Origin of the sequence: uncultured Tateyamaria sp., from assembly GCF_947503415.1 — a bacterium.
Taxonomy (GTDB): Bacteria; Pseudomonadota; Alphaproteobacteria; order Rhodobacterales; family Rhodobacteraceae; genus Tateyamaria.
Genome location: NZ_CANNDS010000003.1, coordinates 357,485 through 380,405 on the forward strand (window position 1 = coordinate 357,485; position 22,921 = coordinate 380,405).

22 protein-coding genes are annotated in these 22,921 nt (G+C 59.1%); 16 read left to right on the forward strand and 6 right to left on the reverse strand.

From position 1 onward, the window contains the following. Nucleotides 1-26: 26 nt before the first annotated feature. Both Q1A32_RS18385 and Q1A32_RS18390 read right to left on the reverse strand, forming a co-directional pair. Nucleotides 27-1,427 (reverse strand): short-chain fatty acyl-CoA regulator family protein, encoded by a 1,401-nt coding sequence (locus tag Q1A32_RS18385; RefSeq protein ID WP_299656433.1) that lies wholly within the window; start codon nt 1,425-1,427, stop codon nt 27-29. Between the two features lie 65 nt (nt 1,428-1,492). Next, the gene (locus Q1A32_RS18390; RefSeq protein WP_299656436.1) at nt 1,493-2,710 is read right to left on the reverse strand and encodes a multidrug effflux MFS transporter; all 1,218 of its coding nucleotides are present in this window, start codon (nt 2,708-2,710) and stop codon (nt 1,493-1,495) included. A gap of 179 nt (nt 2,711-2,889) precedes the next feature. On the opposite strand from Q1A32_RS18390, the gene Q1A32_RS18395 reads away from it, so the two are divergent. The 7 genes from Q1A32_RS18395 to Q1A32_RS18425 all read left to right on the forward strand — a co-directional run bounded on the left by Q1A32_RS18395 (nt 2,890) and on the right by Q1A32_RS18425 (nt 7,283). Then, nucleotides 2,890-4,422: an acyl-CoA carboxylase subunit beta gene (locus Q1A32_RS18395; RefSeq protein WP_299615243.1), complete on the forward strand. Its 1,533-nt coding sequence runs from the start codon at nt 2,890-2,892 to the stop codon at nt 4,420-4,422. A gap of 337 nt (nt 4,423-4,759) precedes the next feature. Continuing rightward, nucleotides 4,760-5,155 (forward strand): cupin domain-containing protein, encoded by a 396-nt coding sequence (locus Q1A32_RS18400; protein ID WP_299656439.1) that lies wholly within the window; start codon nt 4,760-4,762, stop codon nt 5,153-5,155. 131 nt (nt 5,156-5,286) lie between these two features. Next, nucleotides 5,287-5,640, forward strand: a complete 354-nt coding sequence (locus tag Q1A32_RS18405; RefSeq protein WP_299615249.1) for a DUF6497 family protein — start codon at nt 5,287-5,289, stop codon at nt 5,638-5,640. A gap of 178 nt (nt 5,641-5,818) precedes the next feature. Further along, nucleotides 5,819-5,962 (forward strand): hypothetical protein, encoded by a 144-nt coding sequence (locus tag Q1A32_RS18410; RefSeq protein WP_299615250.1) that lies wholly within the window; start codon nt 5,819-5,821, stop codon nt 5,960-5,962. A 57-nt stretch (nt 5,963-6,019) separates the two neighbouring features. After that, on the forward strand, nt 6,020-6,376 hold the full coding sequence (locus Q1A32_RS18415) for a hypothetical protein (RefSeq protein ID WP_299615252.1): 357 nt from the start codon (nt 6,020-6,022) through the stop codon (nt 6,374-6,376). A 367-nt stretch (nt 6,377-6,743) separates the two neighbouring features. Further along, entirely contained in the window at nt 6,744-6,947 is a 204-nt protein-coding gene (locus Q1A32_RS18420) for a hypothetical protein (RefSeq protein ID WP_299615254.1), read from the forward strand. A gap of 132 nt (nt 6,948-7,079) precedes the next feature. After that, the gene (locus Q1A32_RS18425; RefSeq protein ID WP_299656442.1) at nt 7,080-7,283 is read left to right on the forward strand and encodes a hypothetical protein; all 204 of its coding nucleotides are present in this window, start codon (nt 7,080-7,082) and stop codon (nt 7,281-7,283) included. Nucleotides 7,284-7,395: 112 nt separating this feature from the next. Here Q1A32_RS18425 and Q1A32_RS18430 read toward each other — a convergent pair whose 3' ends face one another. Then, entirely contained in the window at nt 7,396-8,595 is a 1,200-nt protein-coding gene (locus Q1A32_RS18430; protein WP_299656445.1) for a DcaP family trimeric outer membrane transporter, read from the reverse strand. 320 nt (nt 8,596-8,915) lie between these two features. Here Q1A32_RS18430 and Q1A32_RS18435 point away from each other — a divergent pair, with 320 nt between their 5' ends. Then, nucleotides 8,916-10,937, forward strand: coding sequence for an acetyl/propionyl/methylcrotonyl-CoA carboxylase subunit alpha (locus Q1A32_RS18435; protein ID WP_299656448.1), 2,022 nt, complete (start codon nt 8,916-8,918; stop codon nt 10,935-10,937). 7 nt (nt 10,938-10,944) lie between these two features. Beyond that, entirely contained in the window at nt 10,945-11,793 is an 849-nt protein-coding gene (locus Q1A32_RS18440; protein ID WP_299656451.1) for a hypothetical protein, read from the forward strand. A 187-nt stretch (nt 11,794-11,980) separates the two neighbouring features. Here the strand turns inward: Q1A32_RS18440 and Q1A32_RS18445 are convergent, their stop codons facing one another. Beyond that, entirely contained in the window at nt 11,981-12,430 is a 450-nt protein-coding gene (locus Q1A32_RS18445; protein WP_299615267.1) for a DUF4174 domain-containing protein, read from the reverse strand. A 166-nt stretch (nt 12,431-12,596) separates the two neighbouring features. Between Q1A32_RS18445 and Q1A32_RS18450 the strand changes: the two genes are divergently transcribed. The 7 genes from Q1A32_RS18450 (at nt 12,597) to Q1A32_RS18480 (ending at nt 19,056) form a co-directional block, all read left to right on the forward strand. Next, nucleotides 12,597-13,532, forward strand: coding sequence for a hypothetical protein (locus Q1A32_RS18450; RefSeq protein WP_299656454.1), 936 nt, complete (start codon nt 12,597-12,599; stop codon nt 13,530-13,532). After that, nucleotides 13,495-15,630, forward strand: coding sequence for a methylmalonyl-CoA mutase (gene scpA / locus Q1A32_RS18455; protein WP_299656456.1), 2,136 nt, complete (start codon nt 13,495-13,497; stop codon nt 15,628-15,630). Before Q1A32_RS18450 ends, scpA begins: the two co-directional genes overlap by 38 nt. A gap of 244 nt (nt 15,631-15,874) precedes the next feature. After that, entirely contained in the window at nt 15,875-16,483 is a 609-nt protein-coding gene (locus tag Q1A32_RS18460) for a VOC family protein (protein WP_299656459.1), read from the forward strand. After that, complete coding sequence (locus Q1A32_RS18465; protein ID WP_299656488.1) at nt 16,480-16,983, forward strand: GNAT family N-acetyltransferase; 504 nt, start codon at nt 16,480-16,482, stop codon at nt 16,981-16,983. The genes Q1A32_RS18460 and Q1A32_RS18465 overlap by 4 nt, the downstream gene beginning before the upstream one ends. A gap of 9 nt (nt 16,984-16,992) precedes the next feature. Next, the gene (locus Q1A32_RS18470) at nt 16,993-17,673 is read left to right on the forward strand and encodes a molecular chaperone DjiA (RefSeq protein WP_299615279.1); all 681 of its coding nucleotides are present in this window, start codon (nt 16,993-16,995) and stop codon (nt 17,671-17,673) included. Further along, on the forward strand, nt 17,673-18,674 hold the full coding sequence (locus Q1A32_RS18475; RefSeq protein WP_299656491.1) for an endonuclease/exonuclease/phosphatase family protein: 1,002 nt from the start codon (nt 17,673-17,675) through the stop codon (nt 18,672-18,674). The genes Q1A32_RS18470 and Q1A32_RS18475 overlap by 1 nt, the downstream gene beginning before the upstream one ends. 7 nt (nt 18,675-18,681) lie before the next feature. After that, on the forward strand, nt 18,682-19,056 hold the full coding sequence (locus Q1A32_RS18480; RefSeq protein WP_299656494.1) for a hypothetical protein: 375 nt from the start codon (nt 18,682-18,684) through the stop codon (nt 19,054-19,056). Here Q1A32_RS18480 and Q1A32_RS18485 read toward each other — a convergent pair. Together Q1A32_RS18485 and Q1A32_RS18490 are read right to left on the reverse strand one after the other, a co-directional pair. Next, nucleotides 19,053-20,603: a Ppx/GppA family phosphatase gene (locus tag Q1A32_RS18485; protein ID WP_299656497.1), complete on the reverse strand. Its 1,551-nt coding sequence runs from the start codon at nt 20,601-20,603 to the stop codon at nt 19,053-19,055. The genes Q1A32_RS18480 and Q1A32_RS18485 overlap by 4 nt on opposite strands. A gap of 133 nt (nt 20,604-20,736) precedes the next feature. Beyond that, nucleotides 20,737-22,905 carry an RNA degradosome polyphosphate kinase gene (locus tag Q1A32_RS18490; protein WP_299656500.1) on the reverse strand — a complete coding sequence of 723 codons (2,169 nt, stop codon included), beginning with the start codon at nt 22,903-22,905 and terminating at the stop codon, nt 20,737-20,739. Between the last annotated feature and the right edge of the window lie 16 nt (nt 22,906-22,921).

Consider the following 22,921-nt stretch of genomic DNA (forward strand, 5'->3'; position numbering starts at 1 on the left):
GACCAGACAGGTGGGGAGTGATCCGCCTAGTTGACCGTGTAAGGCAGCACGCCACGCGTATCAGGATCGACGGACAATTGTCGTTCCAGAGGCGGGACGGAGCGCTGGTGGCAGGTTTTGCGCTCGCAAATGCGGCAGGAGATGCCGATGGGCTCAAACGCCTCGGCGCGGGTGATGTCCATCCCGTCGGCATAGACCAGTTCGCTGGCATGGGTGACCTCGCACCCCAGCGCGATGGCGTAGCGCCGCACGGGCGCGCCGAAGCGGCCCCCGGACTTTGACACATCAAGTGCAAGGCTGATGTAGCGCACCCCGTCCGGTGTTTCTGCCAATTGACGCAGGAACTGGCCCGGCTGTTCAAATGCCCTGTGCACGTTCCAGAGCGGGCAAGCGCCGCCGAAGCGAGCAAATTGCAAGCGTGTTGCAGAGTGGCGCTTGGTGATGGTCCCCGCCTGATCAACCCTTACGAAAAAGAAAGGCACACCCTTGGCCCCAGGGCGTTGCAGTGTGGACAGGCGGTGGCACACCTGTTCGATGGACGCCCCGAACGCCGTCGCCAATTGCTCCAGATCATGTCGCGTGTCCTGGGCGGCTTGAAGGAAGCGGGTGTAGGGCATCATTGCGGCCCCGGCGAAATAGTTGGCGAGGCCGATCTTGGCGATGGAGCGGGCTTCTTCCGTCTGAAAGCGGGCGAAGTCAAGCGTGGCTTCGAGCAGTTTATTCTGCCGCAAAAGCGCTACTTGTAGCAGCATCTGGAAGGTCTGACTTTCCTGACTGGCGCGGGTCGAAATGGTGAGCGTGAGCGTGTTTGGATCGTAGTGCCGGAGCGTGTCGGTGTCGGCGAGGGTGATGGAGGCTCCTACGTTGGCCAAGGCGGATACTGCTGCCGCACGGATGTCCCGGTGTTGCTCGTCGACACTGGCAAAATGTTCTGCGGCGCGGTCCACTGCGTCGATGTAATTGTCGCAGTAGTGGAAGAAGTCGCGCACCTCTTCCCATGGGCTGGGGCGGGCGCGTGCATCTTCGCGGCCTAGGGCCTCGTCCAATGAAGCGAGCCTTTCGTGGGTTTGCCTGTAGACGCGGTGCAGGTCGAGAAACGCATGCGCTAGGGCCGGAGCGTTGGACGCGGCCAGACGCAGGTCGGCCATTGGGGGCATGTCGCCCGAGAATGCGGGGTCTGCCAGCGCTTCGCGCATATCCGAGACCAGCCGCTCGCCGTCGCCGGAACTCAGTTCGGTCACGTCCAGGCCGAACTCTTGGGCCAATGACAGAACGACCGTTGTGCTCACTGGACGGTTGTTGTTTTCCATCTGGTTGAGATAGGGCAGGGATACGCCCAGCTTGGCGGCGAAGTCTTTTTGGGTGAGGCCCACGCGGGTGCGGACCTCGCGCAGCTTTGCACCGGCATAGAGTTTTGGGGCGGCCATGTGTGTCCGTCTTTGCGGATTTGCAGTCATCCCATGCTAGGTTTGCAAAGCGTCGCGCGCAACCGTTATGCGAGGGCCAGTCGCCGTTCGCGTCGGTAGACCGCACCGATCGCCAACAGAGCAGAAACGCCCGTGATGCACATGATGTAGAGCAGGGGGAACGCACCGGTTTCAGGGGTGAGCAAGAATCCTGCGAGGGCGGACAGCGCCGCACCGCCGCCAATCATGATTGCGCCGCCAAGGCCAGACGCGGTGCCCGCGAGGTGTGGTCGGACTGACAGCATGCCTGCGGTTGCGTTGGGGATAACAAGGCCGTTGCCCAATCCCACAAATGTCATCATGCCGAAGAACGACAGCGGTGTACCCGCGCCAACCATGAAGATCACCAAGGAAAGGAAGGTGCCGAATGCGTTTGCGATTGAGCCGCACAGGACAAGGCGGTTCACGCCAAAACGGGTGGCGTACCTGCCGCTGAGTCCGTTGCCAATGAAATAGCCGATGGCGGGTGCACCAAAGAAAAAGCCCAGCGTCGCGGGCGACATGCCAAACACTTCGGTGCCTACGAAAGGTGCGCCGCCAAGATAGGCAAAGAACGAGCCCGAGCAGAATGCAGCCGCAAGCGAATAGCCCCAGAACCGGGGTGAACGTAAAAGCTCGGGGTATTCCTTGAACTGCGCGATAAGCGTTTTGCCAGATGGTTGCGCCGTTTCGCCGACATCCTTGTGGACGAGCCATAGCAGCAGTCCACCGGTCAGGAAGAAGAACCAAAATACCGATTTCCATCCGAGCGCTTCGTCCAGAAGTCCACCCAACCCGGGTGAGATCATCGGCACCACGGCCATGCCCATGGTCACGTACCCGATCATTGAGGCGGAATGATCCTGATCGTACAGATCGCGGATGATGGCCCGGCTCAGCACCATTGCGACGGCGATCACGGCTTGACACATCCGGAAGAACAAGAAGACCTCGGCGGTCGGGGCATAGATGCACCCTAGCGTGGCCAGCATGAACAGACCAATGCCCCACATGAGCACGTCGCGTCGACCGATGTTGTCCGAAATGGGCCCGATGATCGTCTGCATGACCGCCGAGACGGCGAGATACAGCGCAACAGACAACTGCATCAGCCGGTACTCGGTGTCGAAATAGGCAGTCATGTTCGGCAAGCTGGGCAGGAACATGTTCATGACCATCGCCGACACCCCGGCCAGCAGGATCAGCGTTGCGATGTGAGGCGGGGTTGTGCGGTCCAGAAATCGGACCTTGGGTGGCACTTGCATTCTTGTGAGGTAAGTCGGGCAAAGTGAACTGTCCAGTGCAGTTATACACGGGTGGGTGTGCTTCGCTTATTTGCAGTTTGCAGGATCGCCATTGCAAAAACTTTGCAAATATTCTCATTGGCCCTTCAATCGGACGCTGTCGCATCGCTATACTACGGCAAACCACCAGCGGGGACAGCATGAAAGATATTCTGGCCGAATTGGAATCACGGCGCGCAGATGCGCGTTTGGGCGGCGGGCAAAAACGCATTGATGCACAGCACGGGCGCGGCAAGCTGACCGCACGCGAGCGGATCGATCTGCTTCTGGACGAAGGGTCGTTCGAAGAGTTCGACATGTTTGTCAGCCACCGCTGTACCGACTTCGGAATGGAAGATCAGAGGCCCGCAGGCGACGGCGTGGTGACTGGATGGGGCACGATCAACGGGCGGCAGGTTTATGTGTTCAGTCAGGACTTCACCGTTTTGGGTGGGTCCGTATCGGCCACGCACGCCGCGAAGATCTGCAAGATCATGGACAAGGCGGTCGAGAACGGCGCACCCGTCATCGGCATCAACGATTCAGGCGGTGCTCGCATTCAAGAAGGTGTCGACAGCCTTGCGGGCTACGGCGAGGTGTTCCAACGCAACATCATGGCTTCGGGCGTCGTGCCGCAGATCAGCGTGATCATGGGCCCCTGCGCGGGTGGCGCTGTTTATTCGCCCGCCATGACCGACTTCATCTTCATGGTCAAAGACAGCTCCTACATGTTCGTGACAGGCCCTGACGTGGTCAAGACCGTGACCAACGAACAGGTCACTGCCGAAGAACTGGGCGGGGCCACGACCCACACCAAGAAATCCTCGGTCGCGGATGCGGCGTTCGAGAACGACGTGGAGGCATTGGCCGAAGTGCGCCGGCTCGTGGACTTCCTGCCGCTCAACAACCGTGAAAAGCCGCCCGTGCGTCCGTTCTTTGACGAGCCGGACCGGGTCGAGACCAGCCTGGATACGCTGGTGCCTGATAACCCCAACATGCCCTATGACATGAAGGAGCTGATCGTGAAGATGGCCGATGAGGGCGATTTTTACGAGCTGCAGGAAGAGTTCGCCAAGAACATCATCACCGGCTTCATCCGGCTCGAAGGGCGCACCGTGGGTGTGGTTGCGAACCAGCCGATGGTGCTGGCGGGCGTTCTGGACATTGACAGTGCGCGCAAGGCGGCCCGTTTCGTGCGTTTCTGCGATTGCTTCGACATCCCAATCCTGACCCTGATTGATGTGCCCGGCTTCCTGCCCGGCACCACGCAAGAGTATGGCGGTGTGATCAAGCACGGAGCGAAGCTGCTCTTTGCATATGGTGAGGCGACGGTGCCGAAGGTGACTGTGATCACCCGCAAAGCGTATGGCGGGGCGTACGTGGTGATGGCGTCCAAGCATCTGCAGGCCGATTTCAACTACGCGTGGCCTACGGCCGAGATTGCCGTGATGGGGGCCAAGGGCGCGACTGAGATCATTCACCGTGCGGACCTTGGCGACGCCGACAAAATCGCACAACACACGGCCGACTACGAAGACCGCTTTGCCAATCCTTTTGTGGCTGCCGAGCGTGGGTTCATCGATGAAGTGATCCAGCCACGGTCAACCCGCAAACGCGTGAGCCGCGCTTTCGCATCCTTGCGGAACAAGAAAGCGCCGATGCCATGGAAGAAACACGATAATATCCCGCTCTGATGACTCGCACGCGTTGGCATATTCTGCAGGATGACGACAGTTTCACACTGTGCCGTCACTTGCCGCCGCGTTTTGATTTCGCGGTTTACACCGTGTTGCCATGCGGTGGCGCCATCCGGTTGGCCCATCAGATCCGGCAGGACCTGTGGCGGGCTTTGCAGAAGGTGCGCGGCTTTTCCCCGGTGGTTCGGTTGCAGCGTTTCGCTGACGGCTGGCGGATCGAGGCTGGTGGCAGGGTCGCCGGCCCTGTGGCGCTCCCAGTTATTGCGCGTGCGCAAGCGGTATTGGATGATGCCGGCAACCGGGCGCGTTGGATCAAAGCATCCAGGGGGCGATCATGAGCCTTTGGAAAAATCAGGCCTTCGCCATTTCTCATGCTGACAATGGCGTTTTCGAAGGGGCCGGACTACGCCCGTTTTTCGAATATCGCCAGCTTGGTATCGCTGAAGCAACACAAGGGGCGTATGGCGCGCACGTCATTCGGGCAGTGCCCGGAATGGAGAGTCCCGGCACATGGCATTCTCATGATCTGGACTTTCAGATGGTCTATGTCACCCAAGGATGGGTGGTGTTCGAATACGAAGGGCAGGGCGAGCATATCCTGCGCGCAGGCTCGTGTGTCCTGCAACCGCCAGGCATCATACACCGCGAAGTTCGGCACTCGGACGACATGGAATTGATCGAAGTCACCGCGCCTGCGGTCTTTACAACCAAAGAAGAAGATGCACGATGAGTGCGGACCGGCAACATACTGTGCCGAATGTAATAGTGCGACGGGTTATCACCGCACGCACAGCAGCCCCGGAGGGAGGAGCCTGTACCCCGAAATGGGAATGGGTCCGGGGCTGCCTTACAGCACTTTTCATGGTTGCCACTCCCGCTCTTGCTCAGGACGTGCCGTCCGGCCAGCCCGTCACCTTGTCGGAAGTGTTGGTGGACGCCGTCGGTACGGAGAACTGGCTGCGGTTCAGATTTGTGGCGCCTGAGATTGCGCGCGAGTCGGGTACGGTCAGTTACGTTGAGGCCGAAGGCGACTTCCAGGCGCTGTGCGACGCTGTCGCGTTGCCTTACATGGATGATTTCGATTTGACGGCCGACATCGTCATTATTTCCCTGATGGACCGACCTGTGCCCTTCGGCACCACGGAACCTGTCGCTACACAATTTTTCGAAGCGTTCCGCCCCGGTCCGGATGGTTGCGTTTGGGAGGCGTTTTGATGTCGTGTGACGTAGGCGTATCTGCGGCATTGAGGCCACAACCCGCGCAAGGGTGTTGCCCCCCATATCTTTCGCTCCAAGAATCCCGTATACGGTCCCCGAGGGGTCCCCAAGACCACCTTATCTCGTATTGGGCACGCGGATTTGCGTGCTTGGAACTAGACTACAGGAGAGACAGATGTCGAAGAGCATCAAAGTATTGGGCATGGTTAGCCTCATGGTTCTGGTCGCAGCTTGCGGCAACAACAACGACGAAGAGTTCGTGGTTGTGGAGCCTGAGCCCATCAGCCAAGAACCTGTCAGCACCGGCAAGTTCAAATAATTCTACAGGGCGGGCGTTACAGCCCGTCCTGACACCCCTTTTCGCGGGGGGCAGCGCATGCTGAAACATCGCGGATTTCCGGGTCGTCTGACCGGAACAGATTTCCAATTCACAATCCGTCGTCCGAACCCCAAGGGGGTGACACCGCTTCAGCGGCGAGAACGCTTTGCAGATCGCAAACCTGCTGATCGGCGTGCTGATGCAGGGTTCATGGCTGCGCTATGGGCGAATTTCGGCGCTGAACCGTTTGAGCGGGGCAACCTTGATGCCGGGCGGTTGTCGTGGCTCTTTGGTCGCGAGGTGATCCCGGCCACGGATCCCTTTGATCCTGCTGATTATGAAGCACTTTTGCAGATCGACGAAGGTGTTGCCCGCGCATCCTTTCCGGATGCGTTCGAGGGCGATTGGGAATGAGCGGACCCACTGCAATAGGCGCTTTTCCGCCACCAGATTCTCGGATTTGGCGAAACCCGGCTCATTCTTGCCTGTCAAGACACATGCCCTTTGTACGGTCGGAAAAACCATGCAAGCGTGTGATTGCGGGGTCGCTTCCCCAGGTTATCTGCGACGCCGTGTACCATTTCCGTACCCCTTCCCCTGGTGGGCAGCAGATGTCGCAAGATATTATGCTGCCCACCTTTTTTTTCGTGTTCCGTCAGGCGGTTGCGTCCGATGTTACAATGCGTCACGCAAATGCGTCCGTTTATGATATGGCGTCCCCCTTCCTTTTGGACCACACGGTTCCCAATTCATTCCCAGAGAATGAAAAGGAACTGAAATCATGTCACTCAAACTCGCTTCTGTCGCACTTGTTGCAACTCTTGGACTGGCCGCATGTGGCGACACCATCGGCGAACAAGCCCTGTCGGGGGCCGTTGTCGGCGCCGCGGGTACGGCCATTTTCAACGGCGACGTCGGGACCGGTGCCGTTGTCGGCGCAGTCGGGGGCGTTGCCTATTGTCAGTTCTCCAGCCGCTGCAACTGATCGTCGGCGACGGCGTGCCCCAGCGTACGGATTTCGGTGGCGCAATACGCACCCTTCATGCCCGGATTTGGAACCATTGATCCGGGCTGGCGTTTGTCACACGACACAGACGTCATACGAAGGAAAGACATCATGCGTATCAAACTCGCGATCCTCGCAACGGCCGCAGCACTTGGCCTTGCCGCATGCGGCGACACCGTTGGTGAACAGGCCGTTGTTGGCGGCGCTGTCGGGGGTGTCGGCACCGCAGTGCTTGGAGGCAATGCCATTGCAGGAGCAGCAGTGGGCGCGGGCGCCAATGTTCTGTTCTGCGACCAGAACCCCAGCCGCTGCTAACAGATCCAATAGACTAAATCGCCAGGCGCGTGTGACATTCGCCTGGCGATTATCAGCAAAGCGTTTAAACGCTGCTCAATACCCCAAATCTAAGGCACGCCTTACTGTTTCTTCAGAACCGGAACGTGGCAGAAACGCCCACCCGGCTGCCGTCATCAACACGGCCAGTAAAGTCATCTTCGCTCTCAATCCAAACATACTCTGCCGCCAGTGTGAAGCGTTCCACTGGCGTGTAGAAGACGTTCAGGTGAACGGATTGCAGGTCGGTATAGCCGCCGTTCCCAGGTATGCTCGCGTCAAACGGCGTGGCGAAATCGTAGCTTTCGTTACCGTACGCAACCCCGACACTTACCTGTTCAGTGACTTGTTGTGTCAATTCCAACGAGAACGATTGGGAGTCGTTTTCTTCGCCCGCACCGTTGGACCGCGCACCCCCCCCGATCAGCAAGTTCCCGAGAGCTTGACCGGTGGTGTAAGTTGCACCGAACCGGCCACCCTGCCACGGCACAAAGGTGCCGGACAAAACAATGCCGTTCGTATCAAGCTGTTCTTGAGTGCCCGCTTCGCTGAACGTACCGACAAGGCCCGCGACACGGACCGACGCGCTGTCCGAAATATTGTAAAGAAGCGCCGCAGTGGCCAAAGGATCTTCGGATCCACCAGTGGGAAATTCTGCGCTGCCGGCCGCTTCTTCGATGGAACCGGAAAACGTGAATCCGTTTGCGCTGTGTGTGTATCTCGCTTGGACGACACGGGCGAACGGGAGGCCGACAGGCCCATTGAATTCAACGGAACGCGGGTAGTGGATCGAGGGCATGAAGTTGGAGTTTTGCTGACCCAACAAAAACCTGTCATTTACGTTGATAAACGCCTTGCGCAGTCGGAGATCGGGAGACGACGTGGCCGAGTCCTCGCTGAAGAGGTCGAACTCAAGCTCCGTCTTGATTTGGCCGATATCCGTCGTCGTGTCAGATCGCACCCCCAGCCGCGACACGCGAACACTGGTTTCGAAGTCGCCATCGGTCTCGGCAGCTGGATCGCCAATGACGCTTGCAGTCGTTGCGTCCCCCTGCGCGAAGTTGAAGTCGTAAGCGGCCTCAAATCGTACGAAGCCATAGATTTGAATCTCAGTATTCTCCCCAATGTTGAAACGCAGTTGCGGACGACCCGGGTCGTCCAGCTCCGCTTCCAGCACTTCAACGCGTTCGCGCAGTTCGGCGAGTTCGCTCGCCTCGTCTGCAGCGGCCATGCTGGCACCGGCCGCAATTGCAAGGGCGGCCGTGCTGACACGGCCAAGTCGATTTGGTTTCATGAATGTCCTCCAGGCACCGCGGTCCCGTACGCGGCATTGCAGCAAGATGTGCGGCGGGCCGTTGCGTCTCAAGACACGAAGTCATTCAAACTATTGAAGTTTTTTGATTTGAAAGCAGATCGCGGCCAGCGCGTGATCCATCAGAAACAACAACAATCTGCCTGTGAAGAACAAATTTCTCACGCGCGGATCACAGAAAACAAACCAATGACGTGGGCGTCAGAAGAAAGTGATGCTCGCATGGGGAAAACCTGGGCGGAGATGTGGGAAAAACGTGCCACATATCCGGTCGGCCAAAGACCAAAGAGTGAGACAGCACCATGTTCAACAAGATTCTGATCGCCAATCGGGGCGAGATCGCCTGCCGTGTCATCAAGACCGCGCGCAAAATGGGCATTCCCACGGTGGCCATCTATTCGGATGCCGATGCCAATGCATTGCACGTGCAGATGGCGGACGAGGCGATCCACATTGGTCCACCCCCGGCCAATCAGTCTTACATCGTCATTGACAAGGTCATGGAGGCCATAAGGGCGTCTGGGGCCAAGGCCGTTCACCCCGGCTATGGCTTTCTGTCGGAAAACTCGAAGTTCGCCGAAGCGCTGGACGCGGCGGGTGTGGCTTTTGTCGGCCCCCCGGTTGGGGCCATCGAAAGCATGGGCGACAAGATCACGTCCAAGAAGATCGCGCAGGAGGCCGACGTCAGTACAGTGCCCGGGTACATGGGGCTGATCGAAGATGCGGACGAGGCGGTAAAAATCTCGAACCAGATCGGCTATCCCGTGATGCTCAAGGCATCCGCCGGGGGTGGCGGCAAGGGCATGCGGATCGCGTGGACCGACGAAGAAGCGCGCGAAGGCTTTCAGTCGTCCAAGAACGAAGCGGCCAACAGCTTTGGCGATGACCGGATCTTCATCGAGAAATTTGTGACCCAACCGCGCCACATCGAAATTCAGGTGCTGTGCGACACCCATGGCAACGGCATCTTTCTGGGTGAACGCGAGTGCTCGATCCAGCGCCGGAACCAGAAGGTGGTCGAAGAAGCGCCGTCGCCGTTCCTGGATGAAGCGACCCGCAAGGCGATGGGTGAACAGGCCGTCGCGCTTGCCAAAGCTGTCGGGTATGCCAGTGCGGGCACTGTCGAGTTCATCGTCGACGGCGACAAGAATTTTTACTTCCTTGAGATGAATACACGTCTGCAAGTGGAGCACCCGGTGACCGAATTGATCACCGGTGTTGATCTGGTCGAACAGATGATCCGCGTTGCCGCTGGCGAGCCGCTTTCGATTACTCAAGACGATGTAAAGCTGCATGGTTGGGCCATCGAAAACCGGCTGTACGCCGAAGACCCGTATCGCGGTTTCTTGCCCTCGATCGGACGATTGACCCGCTATCGTCCGCCTGCTGAAACGGCCAGCTACAGCCCCGGTGTGTTGCCGCAAAACGTTGTGATCCGGAATGACACCGGTGTGTACGAGGGGGGCGAGATCAGCATGTATTACGATCCCATGATCGCGAAGCTCTGCACTTGGGGACCAGATCGCGCAACTGCCATCGAGGCGATGCGCGTGGCTCTCGACAGCTTCGAAGTGGAAGGCATCGGACACAACCTGCCATTCTTGTCGGCGGTTATGGATCACCCCAAATTCATCTCTGGTGACATGACAACCGCCTTTATCGCAGAAGAATATCCCGACGGTTTCGAAGGGGTAGAGCTTGGCGAAGGCGACGTGCGCCGCGTGGCAGCGGCGTGTGCCGCGATGCACCGCGTGGCCGAAATTCGTCGCGCCCGCGTATCGGGCCGTATGGACAACCATGAACGCAAGGTGGGCACCGATTGGAACGTCAGTGTGCAGGGGCAGTCATATGACGTGCGCATTGCCGCTGACCATGATGGTGCCACCGTAACCTTTGACGGTGGTGATGCGCTGCGGGTGTCTGGGGATTGGACACCGGGCGACCAATTGGCCGAGATGACTGTGGACGGCGCACCGCTGGTGTTGAAGGTCGGCAAGGTGTCTGGTGGTTTCCGGATCAGGACCCGTGGCGCCGACTTGAAAGTGCACGTGCGTTCCCCCCGTCAAGCCGAGCTGGCGCGCCTGATGCCGGAGAAGACGCCGCCTGACACGTCCAAGATGCTGCTCTGCCCAATGCCAGGTCTGGTCGTGAAGGTCGATGTGGCCGAGGGCGATGAGGTTCAGGAAGGGCAGGCGCTTTGTACCATCGAAGCGATGAAGATGGAAAATATTCTGCGCGCCGAGAAGAAGGGCGTGGTGTCCAAGATCAATGCAGGTGCTGGCGACAGTCTGGCCGTCGACGACGTCATCATGGAATTCGAGTAGGCCTCCCTTGCCAGCGCTGGTCTGGATATCGGTTTTTCTGCTGGTGTGGGCGGGGCTCTGTGCCACGGTGATCGGATTTGGCGCCATTGAGCCGTCAATGATCATGGCACTGGTTATTCTGACGCTCATTGGTCTGTTGGCTGGCTATTGGCGCTGGGGCGAGCGGACGGTGGTACAGATGTTGCTGCGCGGAGCACTGGTGCTGGTGCCCGTGCTTGCTGCCGCTTTGGTTCCGATCATCTGGACAATGTCTGCCGATTGGATCGACGTTCGCTTGCGTCAGGGCATTCTGGCGGGGCTTGTCATTATATCGGGCTGGCTTGCGGGATTCCTGTTTCAGGAAGAGCGCAAACAGCGTGACAGGGACAACCGGCGCGCGGACACACTGACGGCGCTGCAAAGCGAGATCTACAACACGATCAGCAAGATCGATAATCAAGCCATCACGGACACAGCCCGCACGCAACAGGATCGAATGCTGAGGGGTGGCGAGGGGCCAATGGCGTACATGCCGTTCAGTACGTCAGAAAGTGCGCCGATCGTGTTCGATGCTGTGTCGGATGCCATTCCGCTGCTGCGCACCAGCACAATCAGGCCGGTTCTTCGCTTTTATGCAGAGTACGCGGACCTGCGTACAATTGTCGAAGATATGCGGTTGGAGGAGTTCAAGACCTTGTCGCCCGAACGGCGCGTGGCGGTACACAAGGAACTGACGCGGCGCCGGATTGTCACGCTGCGCTGGGGGATGCGCGCACTTATCGCGGTCAATATTGCGCTGGGCATGACCGAAAGCGAGGCAAAAAATATCGAGAGATCAGGGCTGAACCCAAAGATTACGCCCGAGGGTGCGGCATGAACGTGCGTTCAGAAATCGCCGCTAATGGGCGCTTCTTCATCGCGCTCGGGCTGTTTGGGTTGGTCACCGACCAGAATTCTGATGTCTTCCAGCATGTGTTTCCCTTTCCACGGTTCTGTCGTGCGTATCACACGATCCGTGAGCCATATATAGGGCAAATGACCGTAAATTGCAATCTGGCAGAGGTTTACGAGTCGTTACTGCGCCGTTCGCGTATTTCACGTTGCCGGATGGGCATCTTGTCGATGGTGCGTGTCAATTCACGCACATCCCACGGGAACGGTTTGCGTAATTTCACGCCACCATCCTTGCCCACAAGCACCAACATGAAGCCACGTGGCCGCAATTTCTGGCGCAAAGCACTTTCGACGGACGGGTCCGTGTCCGTCAGAACGATCACGTCACGGTCCGCCAACTCTTGGGCGCGCGCTTCGAGGAAATCCATTTGTTGCCCGAAATTCGGGTCGTTCGGGCTGTCTGCGAACACGATTATGGGCCGCTTTTCCCATACAAATTGGCTCAAATCTGACGTATCGCCGTTCAGGAAGATGGACGCCGTGCCGTCGACGGTGCTTTCAGCGACCGCCATCGGTCCAGTGAAAAGTCCTGCCAGAACAATGGGTAATAGGTGTTTCATCGGCCCTCCTGCTTGCCCCAATGTAGAGGCTTTTTCCGCAATTGCGACGGCTGCTCGCGCCAATTTTAGCTTTAATCGTTCGCCAAGCCTTTGCGTGGCACCCCTTAACCATGACCGCCGGGACCGCTCCGGGCGGCGCACGACCATGGTAAAGGACCAAATCGGCATGAAGGTTATCCTGCATATTGGTGCACATCGCACCGGAACCACGTCTTTTCAGGCCTATGTGCGCCAAAACTCGGATTTCATGCGGACAAGGCGCATTGGCTTCTGGGGACCCATGCGCACCCGCAAAGGGCTGTTTGCGGGTATTCAACCCGATGCAGGTGTCAGCCTGAAAGCGGCGCGTCATGCGCGCGGGCGTGTTATGCTGCAGGTGAATAAAACCGAACGCAACGGCATCAAGACGCTGGTTGTTTCGGACGAGAATATGCTTGGCACCATGCGCCGCAACATGCGGTCACGCTCGCTTTACGGCGATGTGGGTGAACGGATGGCCCGGTACGCGGCCGCCTTCGATGGCCAAATCGACACGGTGGTATTGTCAGTACGCGCGTTGAACCACTACTGGAGCTCTGCAGCGGCCTATTGCGTTGCACGCGGGCACACGCTGCTGGAGCCGGACCAATTGGTACGCGTGGCGTTTGGGCCACGCACATGGCGCGACGTGATCGCTGATGTGGCCTGTGCCGCGCCCGGCGCCAAGATTGTGATTGTACCGTTCGAACGCACAGCAGGGCGACCTGATGCGATGTTCCAGGGCGTCACGGGGCTGTATGGTCCACGCAACGCTTCGCAGACATGGCTGAACCGATCCCCGAGCGTGCCGGAACTGCGCGGAATGCTGGCGGACCGTGGCGAAGATCCCGACCTGATTACGGGAATGGCGCCGCGCTGGACCCCGTTTGACACTGCCGCCATCGCCGCAATGCGCGAGGCTTATATGGACGACATTCACTGGCTGACCGCCGGTGCGGATGGACTTGCAACACTGACAGAGGAATTGGACCAGAGAGGAGCGGGGCAAACCCTGCCGCATGGTCCGCTGACAAGAGGACAAGGATATGACGACCAAGAAAGACGATTGGCGGAACCTGGCTGAGGGCGAGCTGCGCGGCCGCCCGGTCAACGACCTGACCTGGAACACGCTTGAGGGCATCGACGTTGCCCCCATCTATACCGAGGACGATCTAAGTGGGGTTGATCATCTGGGCACCATCCCCGGACAGGCCCCGTTCACCCGTGGGGTCAAGGCGACGATGTATGCGGGCCGCCCATGGACCATCCGACAATATGCCGGGTTTTCCACTGCCGAGGAATCCAACGCTTTTTATCGTCGCGCCTTGGACGCAGGTCAGCAGGGGGTGTCCGTCGCCTTTGATTTGGCCACGCACCGTGGCTACGACAGTGATCATGAACGCGTCGTAGGTGATGTGGGCAAGGCCGGTGTCGCCATTGACTCGGTTGAGGACATGAAGATCCTGTTCGACGGCATCCCGCTGGACAAAGTGTCGGTGTCGATGACCATGAACGGGGCCGTGATCCCGATCCTTGCCAACTTCATCGTCGCAGGCGAAGAGCAGGGCGTGGACAAGGCAGCCCTGTCCGGAACCATTCAGAACGACATTCTGAAAGAGTTCATGGTCCGAAACACCTATATCTATCCGCCGGAACCCAGCATGCGGATCATTGCGGATATCATCGACTTCACGTCGAACGAGATGCCCAAGTTCAACTCGATCAGTATTTCGGGCTACCATATGCAAGAGGCGGGCGCGAACCTCGTGCAGGAATTGGCCTTTACCCTCGCTGACGGGCGCGAATACGTTCGTGCCGCCATCGCGCGGGGCATGGATGTGGACAAGTTCGCCGGGCGCCTGTCGTTCTTCTTTGCCATCGGCATGAATTTCTTCATGGAAGCGGCGAAGCTGCGTGCGGCCCGCCTGCTTTGGCACCGCATCATGTCTGAGTTCGAGCCGAAAAACCCCAAATCGTCGATGCTGCGCACCCATTGCCAGACCAGTGGCGTGAGCCTACAGGAGCAAGACCCCTACAACAACGTGGTGCGCACCGCGTTTGAGGCGATGAGCGCTGTTCTGGGTGGCACGCAGTCCTTGCACACCAACAGCTTTGACGAAGCCATCGCGTTGCCCACTCAGTTTTCCAGCCGCATCGCGCGCAACACGCAGTTGATCCTGCAGAACGAAACGGGCGTTACCAATGTGGTCGATCCGCTTGCAGGCTCCTACTACGTTGAAAAACTAACCCATGACCTGGCCGAAGAAGCCTGGAAGCTGATCGAAGAGGTCGAAGAGATGGGAGGAATGACCAAGGCTGTGGCCTCTGGCATGCCCAAGCTGCGGATCGAAGAAGCAGCCGCCAAGCGGCAGGCCATGATCGACCGTGGGGACGAGGTGATCGTCGGCGTCAACAAATTCCGGCTCGAGAAGGAGGACGAGATCGACATCCTCGATATCGACAACGCCGCTGTGCGTGACAGCCAGATCGCGCGGCTCGAACGGATCAAGTCAGAACGGGACGAAAGCGCTTGTCAGGCGGCATTGGACGCCCTGAGCGCGGTTGCTACGGCAGATGGCAATCTTTTGGAGGCCGCAGTCGACGCGGCGCGGGCACGTGCAACGGTGGGAGAGATCAGCATGGCCATGGAAAAACAATTCGGACGTCACAGGGCAGAGGTGAAAACGCTAGCCGGGGTGTATGGCGCTGCCTACGAGGGGGACGAAGGGTTCGCGGCCATCCAGAAGTCGGTGGAAGATTTCGCCGACGCCGAAGGCCGCCGCCCGCGTATGCTGGTGGTCAAAATGGGTCAAGACGGACACGACCGTGGCGCCAAGGTGATCGCGACGGCCTTTGCCGACATCGGTTTCGACGTTGACGTGGGTCCGCTGTTCCAAACACCGGCAGAAGCTGCACAGGATGCGGTCGACAACGATGTGCATGTTGTCGGTATCTCCTCGCAGGCTGCGGGGCACAAGACGCTGGCACCGCAATTGGTCCAAGCGCTGAAAGATGCAGGGGCCGAAGATATCATCGTGATCTGTGGCGGTGTGATCCCGCAGCAGGATTACCAATTCCTCTATGATGCCGGGGTCAAGGCCATCTTTGGGCCCGGGACCAATATTCCAGACGCGGCACAGCACATTCTGAACATCCTGCGCGGCGGCGACGCTGCAGCTTAAGAGGCGCCAGTGGTCGCCCGGCTATGGGCGGCCAGCTGTTCAAAGTCGGTTGGCGGCTGCACCAAGCGGGCGCCCGCAATTCCTTTCCCTTTACAGCCTAGAAATTGACAGTTGCAGCAAACCAAATGATGCAAACTTGGCTCGGCTGCCTCCAAACCTCTTCATTTCGTTGAAGAGGACTGCGATAACGTCAGCCGAATTGCAGCTTTCTGCGGCCTGCGAATAGGCCAGAGCAGGAGAACCCATGATTTTCGACCATCTCGTTGTCGGGGCCACCGACCTTGAAGCGGCACGGGCCCATGTCGAAGAGGCATTGGGCGTATCCATGCAGCCAGGCGGGACACATGCCGTGTTTCAGACGCATAATGCGCTGATGGGGCTTGAGGACGGCCTTTACCTTGAAGCGATTGCGCCGAACACGGCGGTACCTGCACCAACACGACCACGTTGGTACGATTTGGACCGGTTTTTCGGTTCTGCACGGCTGTCAAATTGGGCGTGTTCCGTAACGGATATGGACACGGCTCTGGACCAGATGCCCGACGGCACAGGCGTGCCAGTGGCCGTCAGCCGGGGCGATTTGTCGTGGCGCATGGCAGTGTCACGCGACGGCACGACACCCAACGACAACCTTTGGCCCGCATTGATCGAATGGGCCGTTGGCGTGCATCCTGCGCCGCACCTGACCCGAACCGGAATTCGCCTGTTGCGATTCACGCTTGTGCATCCACAGGGCGACGCGCTGGCGTCGGCGTTACGAGGTCAACTGTCAGATGATCGGGTGAAGGTTGAAACGGGGGCCGTGGCCATGCAGGCGGTCTTTGAAACGCCGCATGGTAAACGAATGCTATGATCCGAGACGCGACTGCAGAGGATGCGGGCTGGATTGCGGACATCTGGAACGACGTGATCGCAAACAGCCAGATCACCTTTACCACAACTCTCAAGACTCACGCCGAGATGGCACAAATGATTGCCGATCGCGTGGTTCTCGTTCTGCCCGACCAGACCGGATTTGCCACGTTCGGACCGTTTCGAGGTGGGCCGGGGTACAGCGCCACGGTCGAACATACAATTCTTCTGGCCGACCGCGCGCAAGGACGGGGGCAGGGTGCGGCACTCCTGTCCGCCCTGGAGGCGCGCGCGGCGGCGGCGGGCCATCACATCATGGTGGCCGGGATCAGCGGTGCCAATGCTGGCGCCATTGCCTTTCATCGTGCCATGGGGTTTGCACAAGTCGCCCGCATGCCCGAGGTCGGACGAAAGAACGACACATGGCTGGATTTGATTCTGATGCAAAAACGTCTGGGTGCGACCGACAGCGCTAACGCCACCCGCGACGATACGGTATAGGGTGCAGCCATGTCATTGTGGGCCCGCATATCCGATGCGCTTTCAGCGCTGAGCGCAGGCGAAAGCCTGACGCAGATCTTTGACAAACTGCGTGCGCCGCCCGAGCGCAGCGTTGCTTTTGCCATTGCCGTCATTGCGCTTGGGGCCAAGATGGCCAAGGCAGATGGTCATGTCACCCGGGACGAAGTGACCGCCTTCCGCGAAGTGTTTCACATCGCCGACAAGGACGAGGCGGGGGCCGCCAAGGTGTTCAATCTTGCCCGCCAGGACGTCGCCGGGTTCGAGGACTATGCCACTCGCATCCACGCCATGTTCGCCAGCCAGCCCGAGACGTTGAACGATCTGATCGAAGGGTTGTTTCATATTGCCATGGCGGATGGGTTCTATCACCCGAACGAAGATGCTTTCCTTGAGGAGGTCGCGCATATCTTTGCGATCTCGGACGCAGATTTCCGGGCGCTCCGGGCGCGCTTTGTGCCGGACGCCACGCCAGATCCATTTTCGGTCTTGGGTGTTGATCCATCGATGGAGATTGAAGCCATCCGCAAATCCTGGCGCAAGCTGGTGCGTGAAAACCACCCCGATGCGATGATGGCCCGTGGCGTGCCGGAAGAAGCGGTGCGCTTGGCCGAAAAGCGTATGATCGACATCAACCGCGCGTGGGAAGAGATTTTGGGAAGCCGCGACTGATGCGCCTGGCGACCTATAACGTCGAATGGATGCACAGCCTGTTCGACGAGAGCGACCAGCTTTGGAATGACGGGGAGTGGTCCGCGCGCTACGACGTGACCCGTGCAGATCAAACCGACGCATTGCGCACCGTGTTTCAGGCACTTGATGCCGATGCGGTGATGGTGATTGAAGCGCCCGACAACAGCCGGAGCCGCGATACGGTCAAAGCGCTGGAAGCGTTTGCAACCTTTGCCGGGCTGCGCGCACGCCGGGCCGTCATCGGCTTTTCGAACGACACGCAGCAAGAGATTGCATTGCTGTATGATCCGGATGTGATGGACGTGCGGCATGACCCGCTGGTGCATCCTGATGCGCCGCGTTTTGACGAAAGTTTTGACATAGACTTGGATATTGATTCGACGCAGGACACTGTCGTTTTCTCCAAACCTCCTCTTGAGTTGGCAGTGGAAACCACGCAAGGCATCCAACTGCGCCTGATCGGCGCGCACCTGAAATCCAAGGCCCCCCACGGTGCCCGTAATCACGATGAGATCATGCGCATCTCAATCGCGAACAGACGCAAGCAACTGGCACAGGCAATCTGGTTGCGCGCGCGGATCGACGCTTTGGTCGGCGATGGTCATCCAACGGTTCTGTTGGGAGACCTGAACGACGGCCCGGGTCTTGACGAGTACGAGAACCTCTTTGGCCGATCTTCCGTCGAAATCATTCTGGGTGCTGGGGATACCGCCTTGTTTGACCCTCATGCGCGGCAAGCCTTGCAGCGCAGGTTGGGGGCTACGCCGACCACCGCGCGCTTCTGGATCAGGCCGGAACGGCGGTTTCTGCAAGCGTTGCTGGACTACATCATGGTATCACCCGATCTGGCCGCGCGGGCACCGACCTGGCGCATCTGGCACCCGATGGACGATCCGGAATGCTGGTCGCAACCCGCGCTGCGCGATGCGCTGGTCACAGCCTCTGACCATTATCCCGTTAGCTTGGATATCGCGCTATAGTGCCCATATGTTGGTCATGAAACGGCTCTTACCTGCCCTCTGTCTCTGCGCATTTGTCTCGCCTGCCTTCGCGCAGGACACGGATGATGACCGCGGCCTGTCTCTGATGGAGCGCGGTGCGCAGATGCTCATGGAAGGGCTCAGGCGCGAAATGGAGCCGGCCATCGACGGGCTGCAGGACATGGCCAAAGAGTTCGGTCCGGCATTGCGCGATTTCACGGCTCATATGGGGCCAGCCTTGCGTGATCTGTTGGAAGACGTTGAAGACTGGAGTGTTTATCACCCACCAAAGATGCTGGATAACGGCGACATTATCTTCCGTCGGAAGTCGCCCGAAGATCGGGAAGCCGATCCCGCTCCGGGCGTTCAGATCGACATTTAGCGTCGTCGCTGCTTGACCGTAACCTTGGCGTCCAGTGAGCTTGCGAGCGAGTTCAGGCGGGCCTCAGCCACTTCGCCGAACAAGGGCATCGCGTCCGGAGACAGATGCAACTCAAGTTGTCTTTTCTTTGGGAACCACTTGAAGGCACCGCGTTCGGCGTCTTTTTCCATCCAGAGCATCGCGCCAAAGCGCATGGCCTTGCCGACGATTTCGGCGTCGCGCCGGGTTTTTTCGTCAATCAGCGCATATAGGTCCTCGAAATGGGTGCCTTCGCGTTTATTGGTGTACCTGTGCAGCAGGGCCAAACCGAGGAAGACACGTTCCGAATGTTTCAGGCCACCAAGATTGGCCCGGGTCGCATTGTCAAAGCAGACCTCGTGTCGATAGTCGGGATGGGCCCGCCAACTCACATCATGGAGCAGGCAGGCGGCCTTGATCAGGCGTTTGCGTGTGTCGGGCACCGATTTGAAGATCGGCTCGATGAACTGATAGAGCAGCTTGCCAAAGCCTGGCATGCGTGCGTCCTTGGCCTCGGCAAAGCGGCAGGCCTCGATCAAGGGGTCTCGATCGCGCAGGCGCTGGGGCATCTGTTCATACAGCATCCCTTCGCGGATGCCGTAGCTGGACACGGCGATGTCCTTGGGCTTGAACGTTTTCACCAGTCGCCACAGGACTTCAGCGGCAAGCGGGACCAATGCCATCCGCGTCGACGAGATGCCGCATGCGCCGCGCAATGCGTCATGGTCTTCGTGTTCACGGATGAATTTTGCAGTGCGTTGCACAGATTGCGGAGACATCCGGTACTCATGCAACACATGCAAAGGATAGCCGCGGCGGTGCATATCCACCCGTGCAATGGCCCGCCATGATCCTCCCACAAGGAACAGGCGGTCACGTTGCGGACCCATCTCGGACTGCAACTGTTCCATGACGGCTTTGATATGGGCGCGGCGCCCTTTCTTGCCACCTTTGACGGTTTGCAGTTTCAGCGGGCCCAGGTCGGAGGTGACGCGGCGACCAACAGTGCCATCGGATATTTCGGCAAGCTCCATGGATGACCCGCCAATGTCACACACGAGACCGTATGACCCCGGCCAGCCCAACAAAACGCCTTGCGCTGACAGTCTTGCCTCTTCGCGGCCATCTATGACGCGGACGTTCAAACCGGTGTCCCGCAGCACATCCGACCGGAAATCAAGCCCGTCGCTGGCATCGCGCACAGCTGCCGTGGCCACGACAGACAGATCGGACAGACCCATCCCTTCGGTCAGACGCTGGAACCGTTTGAGCGCATCAAGCGCTCGCACGCGGCCCTGAGGGTTCAGGTGGCCTGTATCGGACAGACCCGCGCCAAGGGCGCACATGATCTTTTCGTTGTAAAAATATGCCGGTGACCGGGCAGCGCCATCGAAAACCACCAAACGGACGGAGTTCGATCCAACATCGACAACGCCGACGCGGGACAGGGCACGGGCGGATGGATCTTCGAACAGGGGGCGACCGAAAAGGCTGCCGTCGCCTGTCTGTGGCGAAACAGAAACGTTCATGGACCCCCCGTGGCACCTCGTTTGATCACGTTGATGGACCAGCCTGTCGCGTGGGTCAATGATTTGGGTCGTTCGGGTGGCTCTGTTTCGGCATACGCCGAAATGCGCCCACCCGCCGACCCTTCGCCGCGTGTCAGTCTTCAGTGTGTGTCAGCTTCGGCACATCAGCGGCACCTGCTGATCCCCGACCTGACAGGGATGGGTTTTCCATGAAAAACCGGTGGCAGTTGAAGGCAAATGTGCCCTCGGGCAATACGGGGCGTTTGAAGGTGCCGTCCGGCGCCATAACCCAGCTTTGCGCAACATCGGCGAGGTTCGCCGCCATGACTTGGCTTACGATCTGGGCCTTTACCGTATTGTTTTCGATCTCGATCAGGGTTTCGACGCGGCGATTGAGGTTCCGGCCCATCCAGTCGGCAGACGAGATAAATACCCGTGCTTTCTTCGACGGCAACCCATGCCCGTTGCCAAAGCAGACGATGCGGGAATGCTCAAGGAAACGACCAACGATGGATTTGACGCGGATATTCTCTGACAAGTCTTTGATGCCGGGCCGCAGGCCGCAAATACCACGGATGATAAGGCTGATCTTTACGCCAGCTTGGCTGGCTGCATAGAGCGCGTCGATGACCTCGCTGTCGATGAGCGAGTTCATCTTGGCCCAGATCTCCGCCGGTTTGCCGGCCTTTGCATGTGCTGCTTCGGCCGAGATCATGTCGAGCAGGCGTGGCTTGAGTGTGGTGGGCGAGATCGCAAGATTGTCGAGCCCTTCGGGCGGCGCGTACCCGGACAGGTAGTTAAAGACCTTGGTGGCGTCGCGCCCCAGTTTGGCGTCGCAGGTGAAGAGTGACAGATCGGTGTAGATGCGCGCTGTAATCGGGTGATAGTTACCGGTGCCGTAGTGGGTGTAGGTGACCAGTTCCTTGCCCTCGCGACGCACCACCGTGCTGATCTTGGCGTGGGTCTTGAGGTCGAGGAACCCGTATACGACATGCGCACCCGCCCGCTCCAGACGGCGCGATTGGCGGATGTTGGCTGCCTCATCAAAGCGGGCTTTGAGTTCGACCAGAGCGGTGACGGATTTGCCGTCTTCGGCAGCCTCGCACAACGCTTCGACGATGGGTGAGTTCTTGGACGTGCGGTACAGCGTCTGCTTGATCGCCACCACGTTTGGATCACGGGCGGCCTGTTGCAGAAATCGGACCACCATATCGAATGTCTCGTATGGGTGGTGCAGCAGCATGTCCTTTTGGCGGATGGCGGCCAGCATATCGCCTTCGAAATCGGTCACCCGTTCGGGTACGCGCGGCGTGAACGAGGGCCAGAGCAGATCGGGGCGGTCATCGAGAACCAGTTCGCTCAGGTCAGACATGCCCAGCATGCCGTCCACCTCGATGACTTCGGCGTCGCTGACGCCCAACTCTCGCATGATGACGGCCTTGAGGGCTTTGGGCGCGCCTGCAGAATGGGTCAGTCGCACGACTTCGCCCCTACGGCGTCGTTTCAGGGCCACTTCGAATTCACGCACGAGGTCTTCGGCTTCTTCCTCGACCTCAAGGTCGCTGTCGCGCAGCACGCGGAAGCCGAAATGGGCCTTGAGCCTGTATCCTGGAAACAGGCTTGGGATGTTCAGAACCAACAGCTCTTCGAGGGGCAGCAACCTGTGCCCGGGACCGGGCAGGGCGACGAAGCGGTCGATCTGCGCCGGGATGGGCAGGAGTGCTTGAAGGGACCGTTTGTCGTTTGTCCGTTCAAGCTGCAGCGCAAGCGCGTGACCGGTGTTGGGGATGAACGGGAACGGGTGCGCGGGATCAATCGCCAGCGGCGACAAGACCGCAAAGACGCGGCGCAGAAACACATCTTCGAGATATTTCTTGTCCGCATGTGTCAGATCGCTTGCGGTCAGGACCGAAATGCCCTGACTTTCCATGTCAGACTGGAGGCCTGCCAGCACGGCGGTTTGGCGCAGGATCAGTTGGCGGGCGTTTTCGTTGATCAGGACCAGTTGTTCCGCTGGCGTCAGGCCATCCGCTGCGGGCGTCGTGTTGCCCGCAATGGCCAATTCCCGCAGACCTGCCACACGGACGGTGTAAAACTCATCAAGGTTGCCGGCGCCGATCGACACAAATCTCAGACGTTCCAACAATGGGACACGTGGGTTTTCCGCCTCTTCCAACACACGCCAATTGAACGCCAGCCAGCTGAGTTCACGGTTGAAGAACCGGCCCGAACCGCTTGTGTCCAGATCGGGCAGCGATGTGGGCGCGGGAAAGTCCGAGCCAAGGAAGTCAGCGTTTGTCATGCGCAGCTTATGTCGA

Coding starts and splice junctions, on each gene's coding strand:
- Q1A32_RS18385 (WP_299656433.1), bottom strand. CDS start 1,427: ATGGCCGCCCCAAAACTCTATGCCGGTGCAAAGCTGCGCGAGGTCCGC.
- Q1A32_RS18390 (WP_299656436.1), bottom strand. CDS start 2,710: ATGCAAGTGCCACCCAAGGTCCGATTTCTGGACCGCACAACCCCGCCT.
- Q1A32_RS18395 (WP_299615243.1), top strand. CDS start 2,890: ATGAAAGATATTCTGGCCGAATTGGAATCACGGCGCGCAGATGCGCGT.
- Q1A32_RS18400 (WP_299656439.1), top strand. CDS start 4,760: ATGAGCCTTTGGAAAAATCAGGCCTTCGCCATTTCTCATGCTGACAAT.
- Q1A32_RS18405 (WP_299615249.1), top strand. CDS start 5,287: ATGGTTGCCACTCCCGCTCTTGCTCAGGACGTGCCGTCCGGCCAGCCC.
- Q1A32_RS18410 (WP_299615250.1), top strand. CDS start 5,819: ATGTCGAAGAGCATCAAAGTATTGGGCATGGTTAGCCTCATGGTTCTG.
- Q1A32_RS18415 (WP_299615252.1), top strand. CDS start 6,020: ATGCTGAAACATCGCGGATTTCCGGGTCGTCTGACCGGAACAGATTTC.
- Q1A32_RS18420 (WP_299615254.1), top strand. CDS start 6,744: ATGTCACTCAAACTCGCTTCTGTCGCACTTGTTGCAACTCTTGGACTG.
- Q1A32_RS18425 (WP_299656442.1), top strand. CDS start 7,080: ATGCGTATCAAACTCGCGATCCTCGCAACGGCCGCAGCACTTGGCCTT.
- Q1A32_RS18430 (WP_299656445.1), bottom strand. CDS start 8,595: ATGAAACCAAATCGACTTGGCCGTGTCAGCACGGCCGCCCTTGCAATT.
- Q1A32_RS18435 (WP_299656448.1), top strand. CDS start 8,916: ATGTTCAACAAGATTCTGATCGCCAATCGGGGCGAGATCGCCTGCCGT.
- Q1A32_RS18445 (WP_299615267.1), bottom strand. CDS start 12,430: ATGAAACACCTATTACCCATTGTTCTGGCAGGACTTTTCACTGGACCG.
- Q1A32_RS18450 (WP_299656454.1), top strand. CDS start 12,597: ATGAAGGTTATCCTGCATATTGGTGCACATCGCACCGGAACCACGTCT.
- scpA (WP_299656456.1), top strand. CDS start 13,495: ATGACGACCAAGAAAGACGATTGGCGGAACCTGGCTGAGGGCGAGCTG.
- Q1A32_RS18460 (WP_299656459.1), top strand. CDS start 15,875: ATGATTTTCGACCATCTCGTTGTCGGGGCCACCGACCTTGAAGCGGCA.
- Q1A32_RS18465 (WP_299656488.1), top strand. CDS start 16,480: ATGATCCGAGACGCGACTGCAGAGGATGCGGGCTGGATTGCGGACATC.
- Q1A32_RS18470 (WP_299615279.1), top strand. CDS start 16,993: ATGTCATTGTGGGCCCGCATATCCGATGCGCTTTCAGCGCTGAGCGCA.
- Q1A32_RS18475 (WP_299656491.1), top strand. CDS start 17,673: ATGCGCCTGGCGACCTATAACGTCGAATGGATGCACAGCCTGTTCGAC.
- Q1A32_RS18480 (WP_299656494.1), top strand. CDS start 18,682: ATGTTGGTCATGAAACGGCTCTTACCTGCCCTCTGTCTCTGCGCATTT.
- Q1A32_RS18485 (WP_299656497.1), bottom strand. CDS start 20,603: ATGAACGTTTCTGTTTCGCCACAGACAGGCGACGGCAGCCTTTTCGGT.
- Q1A32_RS18490 (WP_299656500.1), bottom strand. CDS start 22,905: ATGACAAACGCTGACTTCCTTGGCTCGGACTTTCCCGCGCCCACATCG.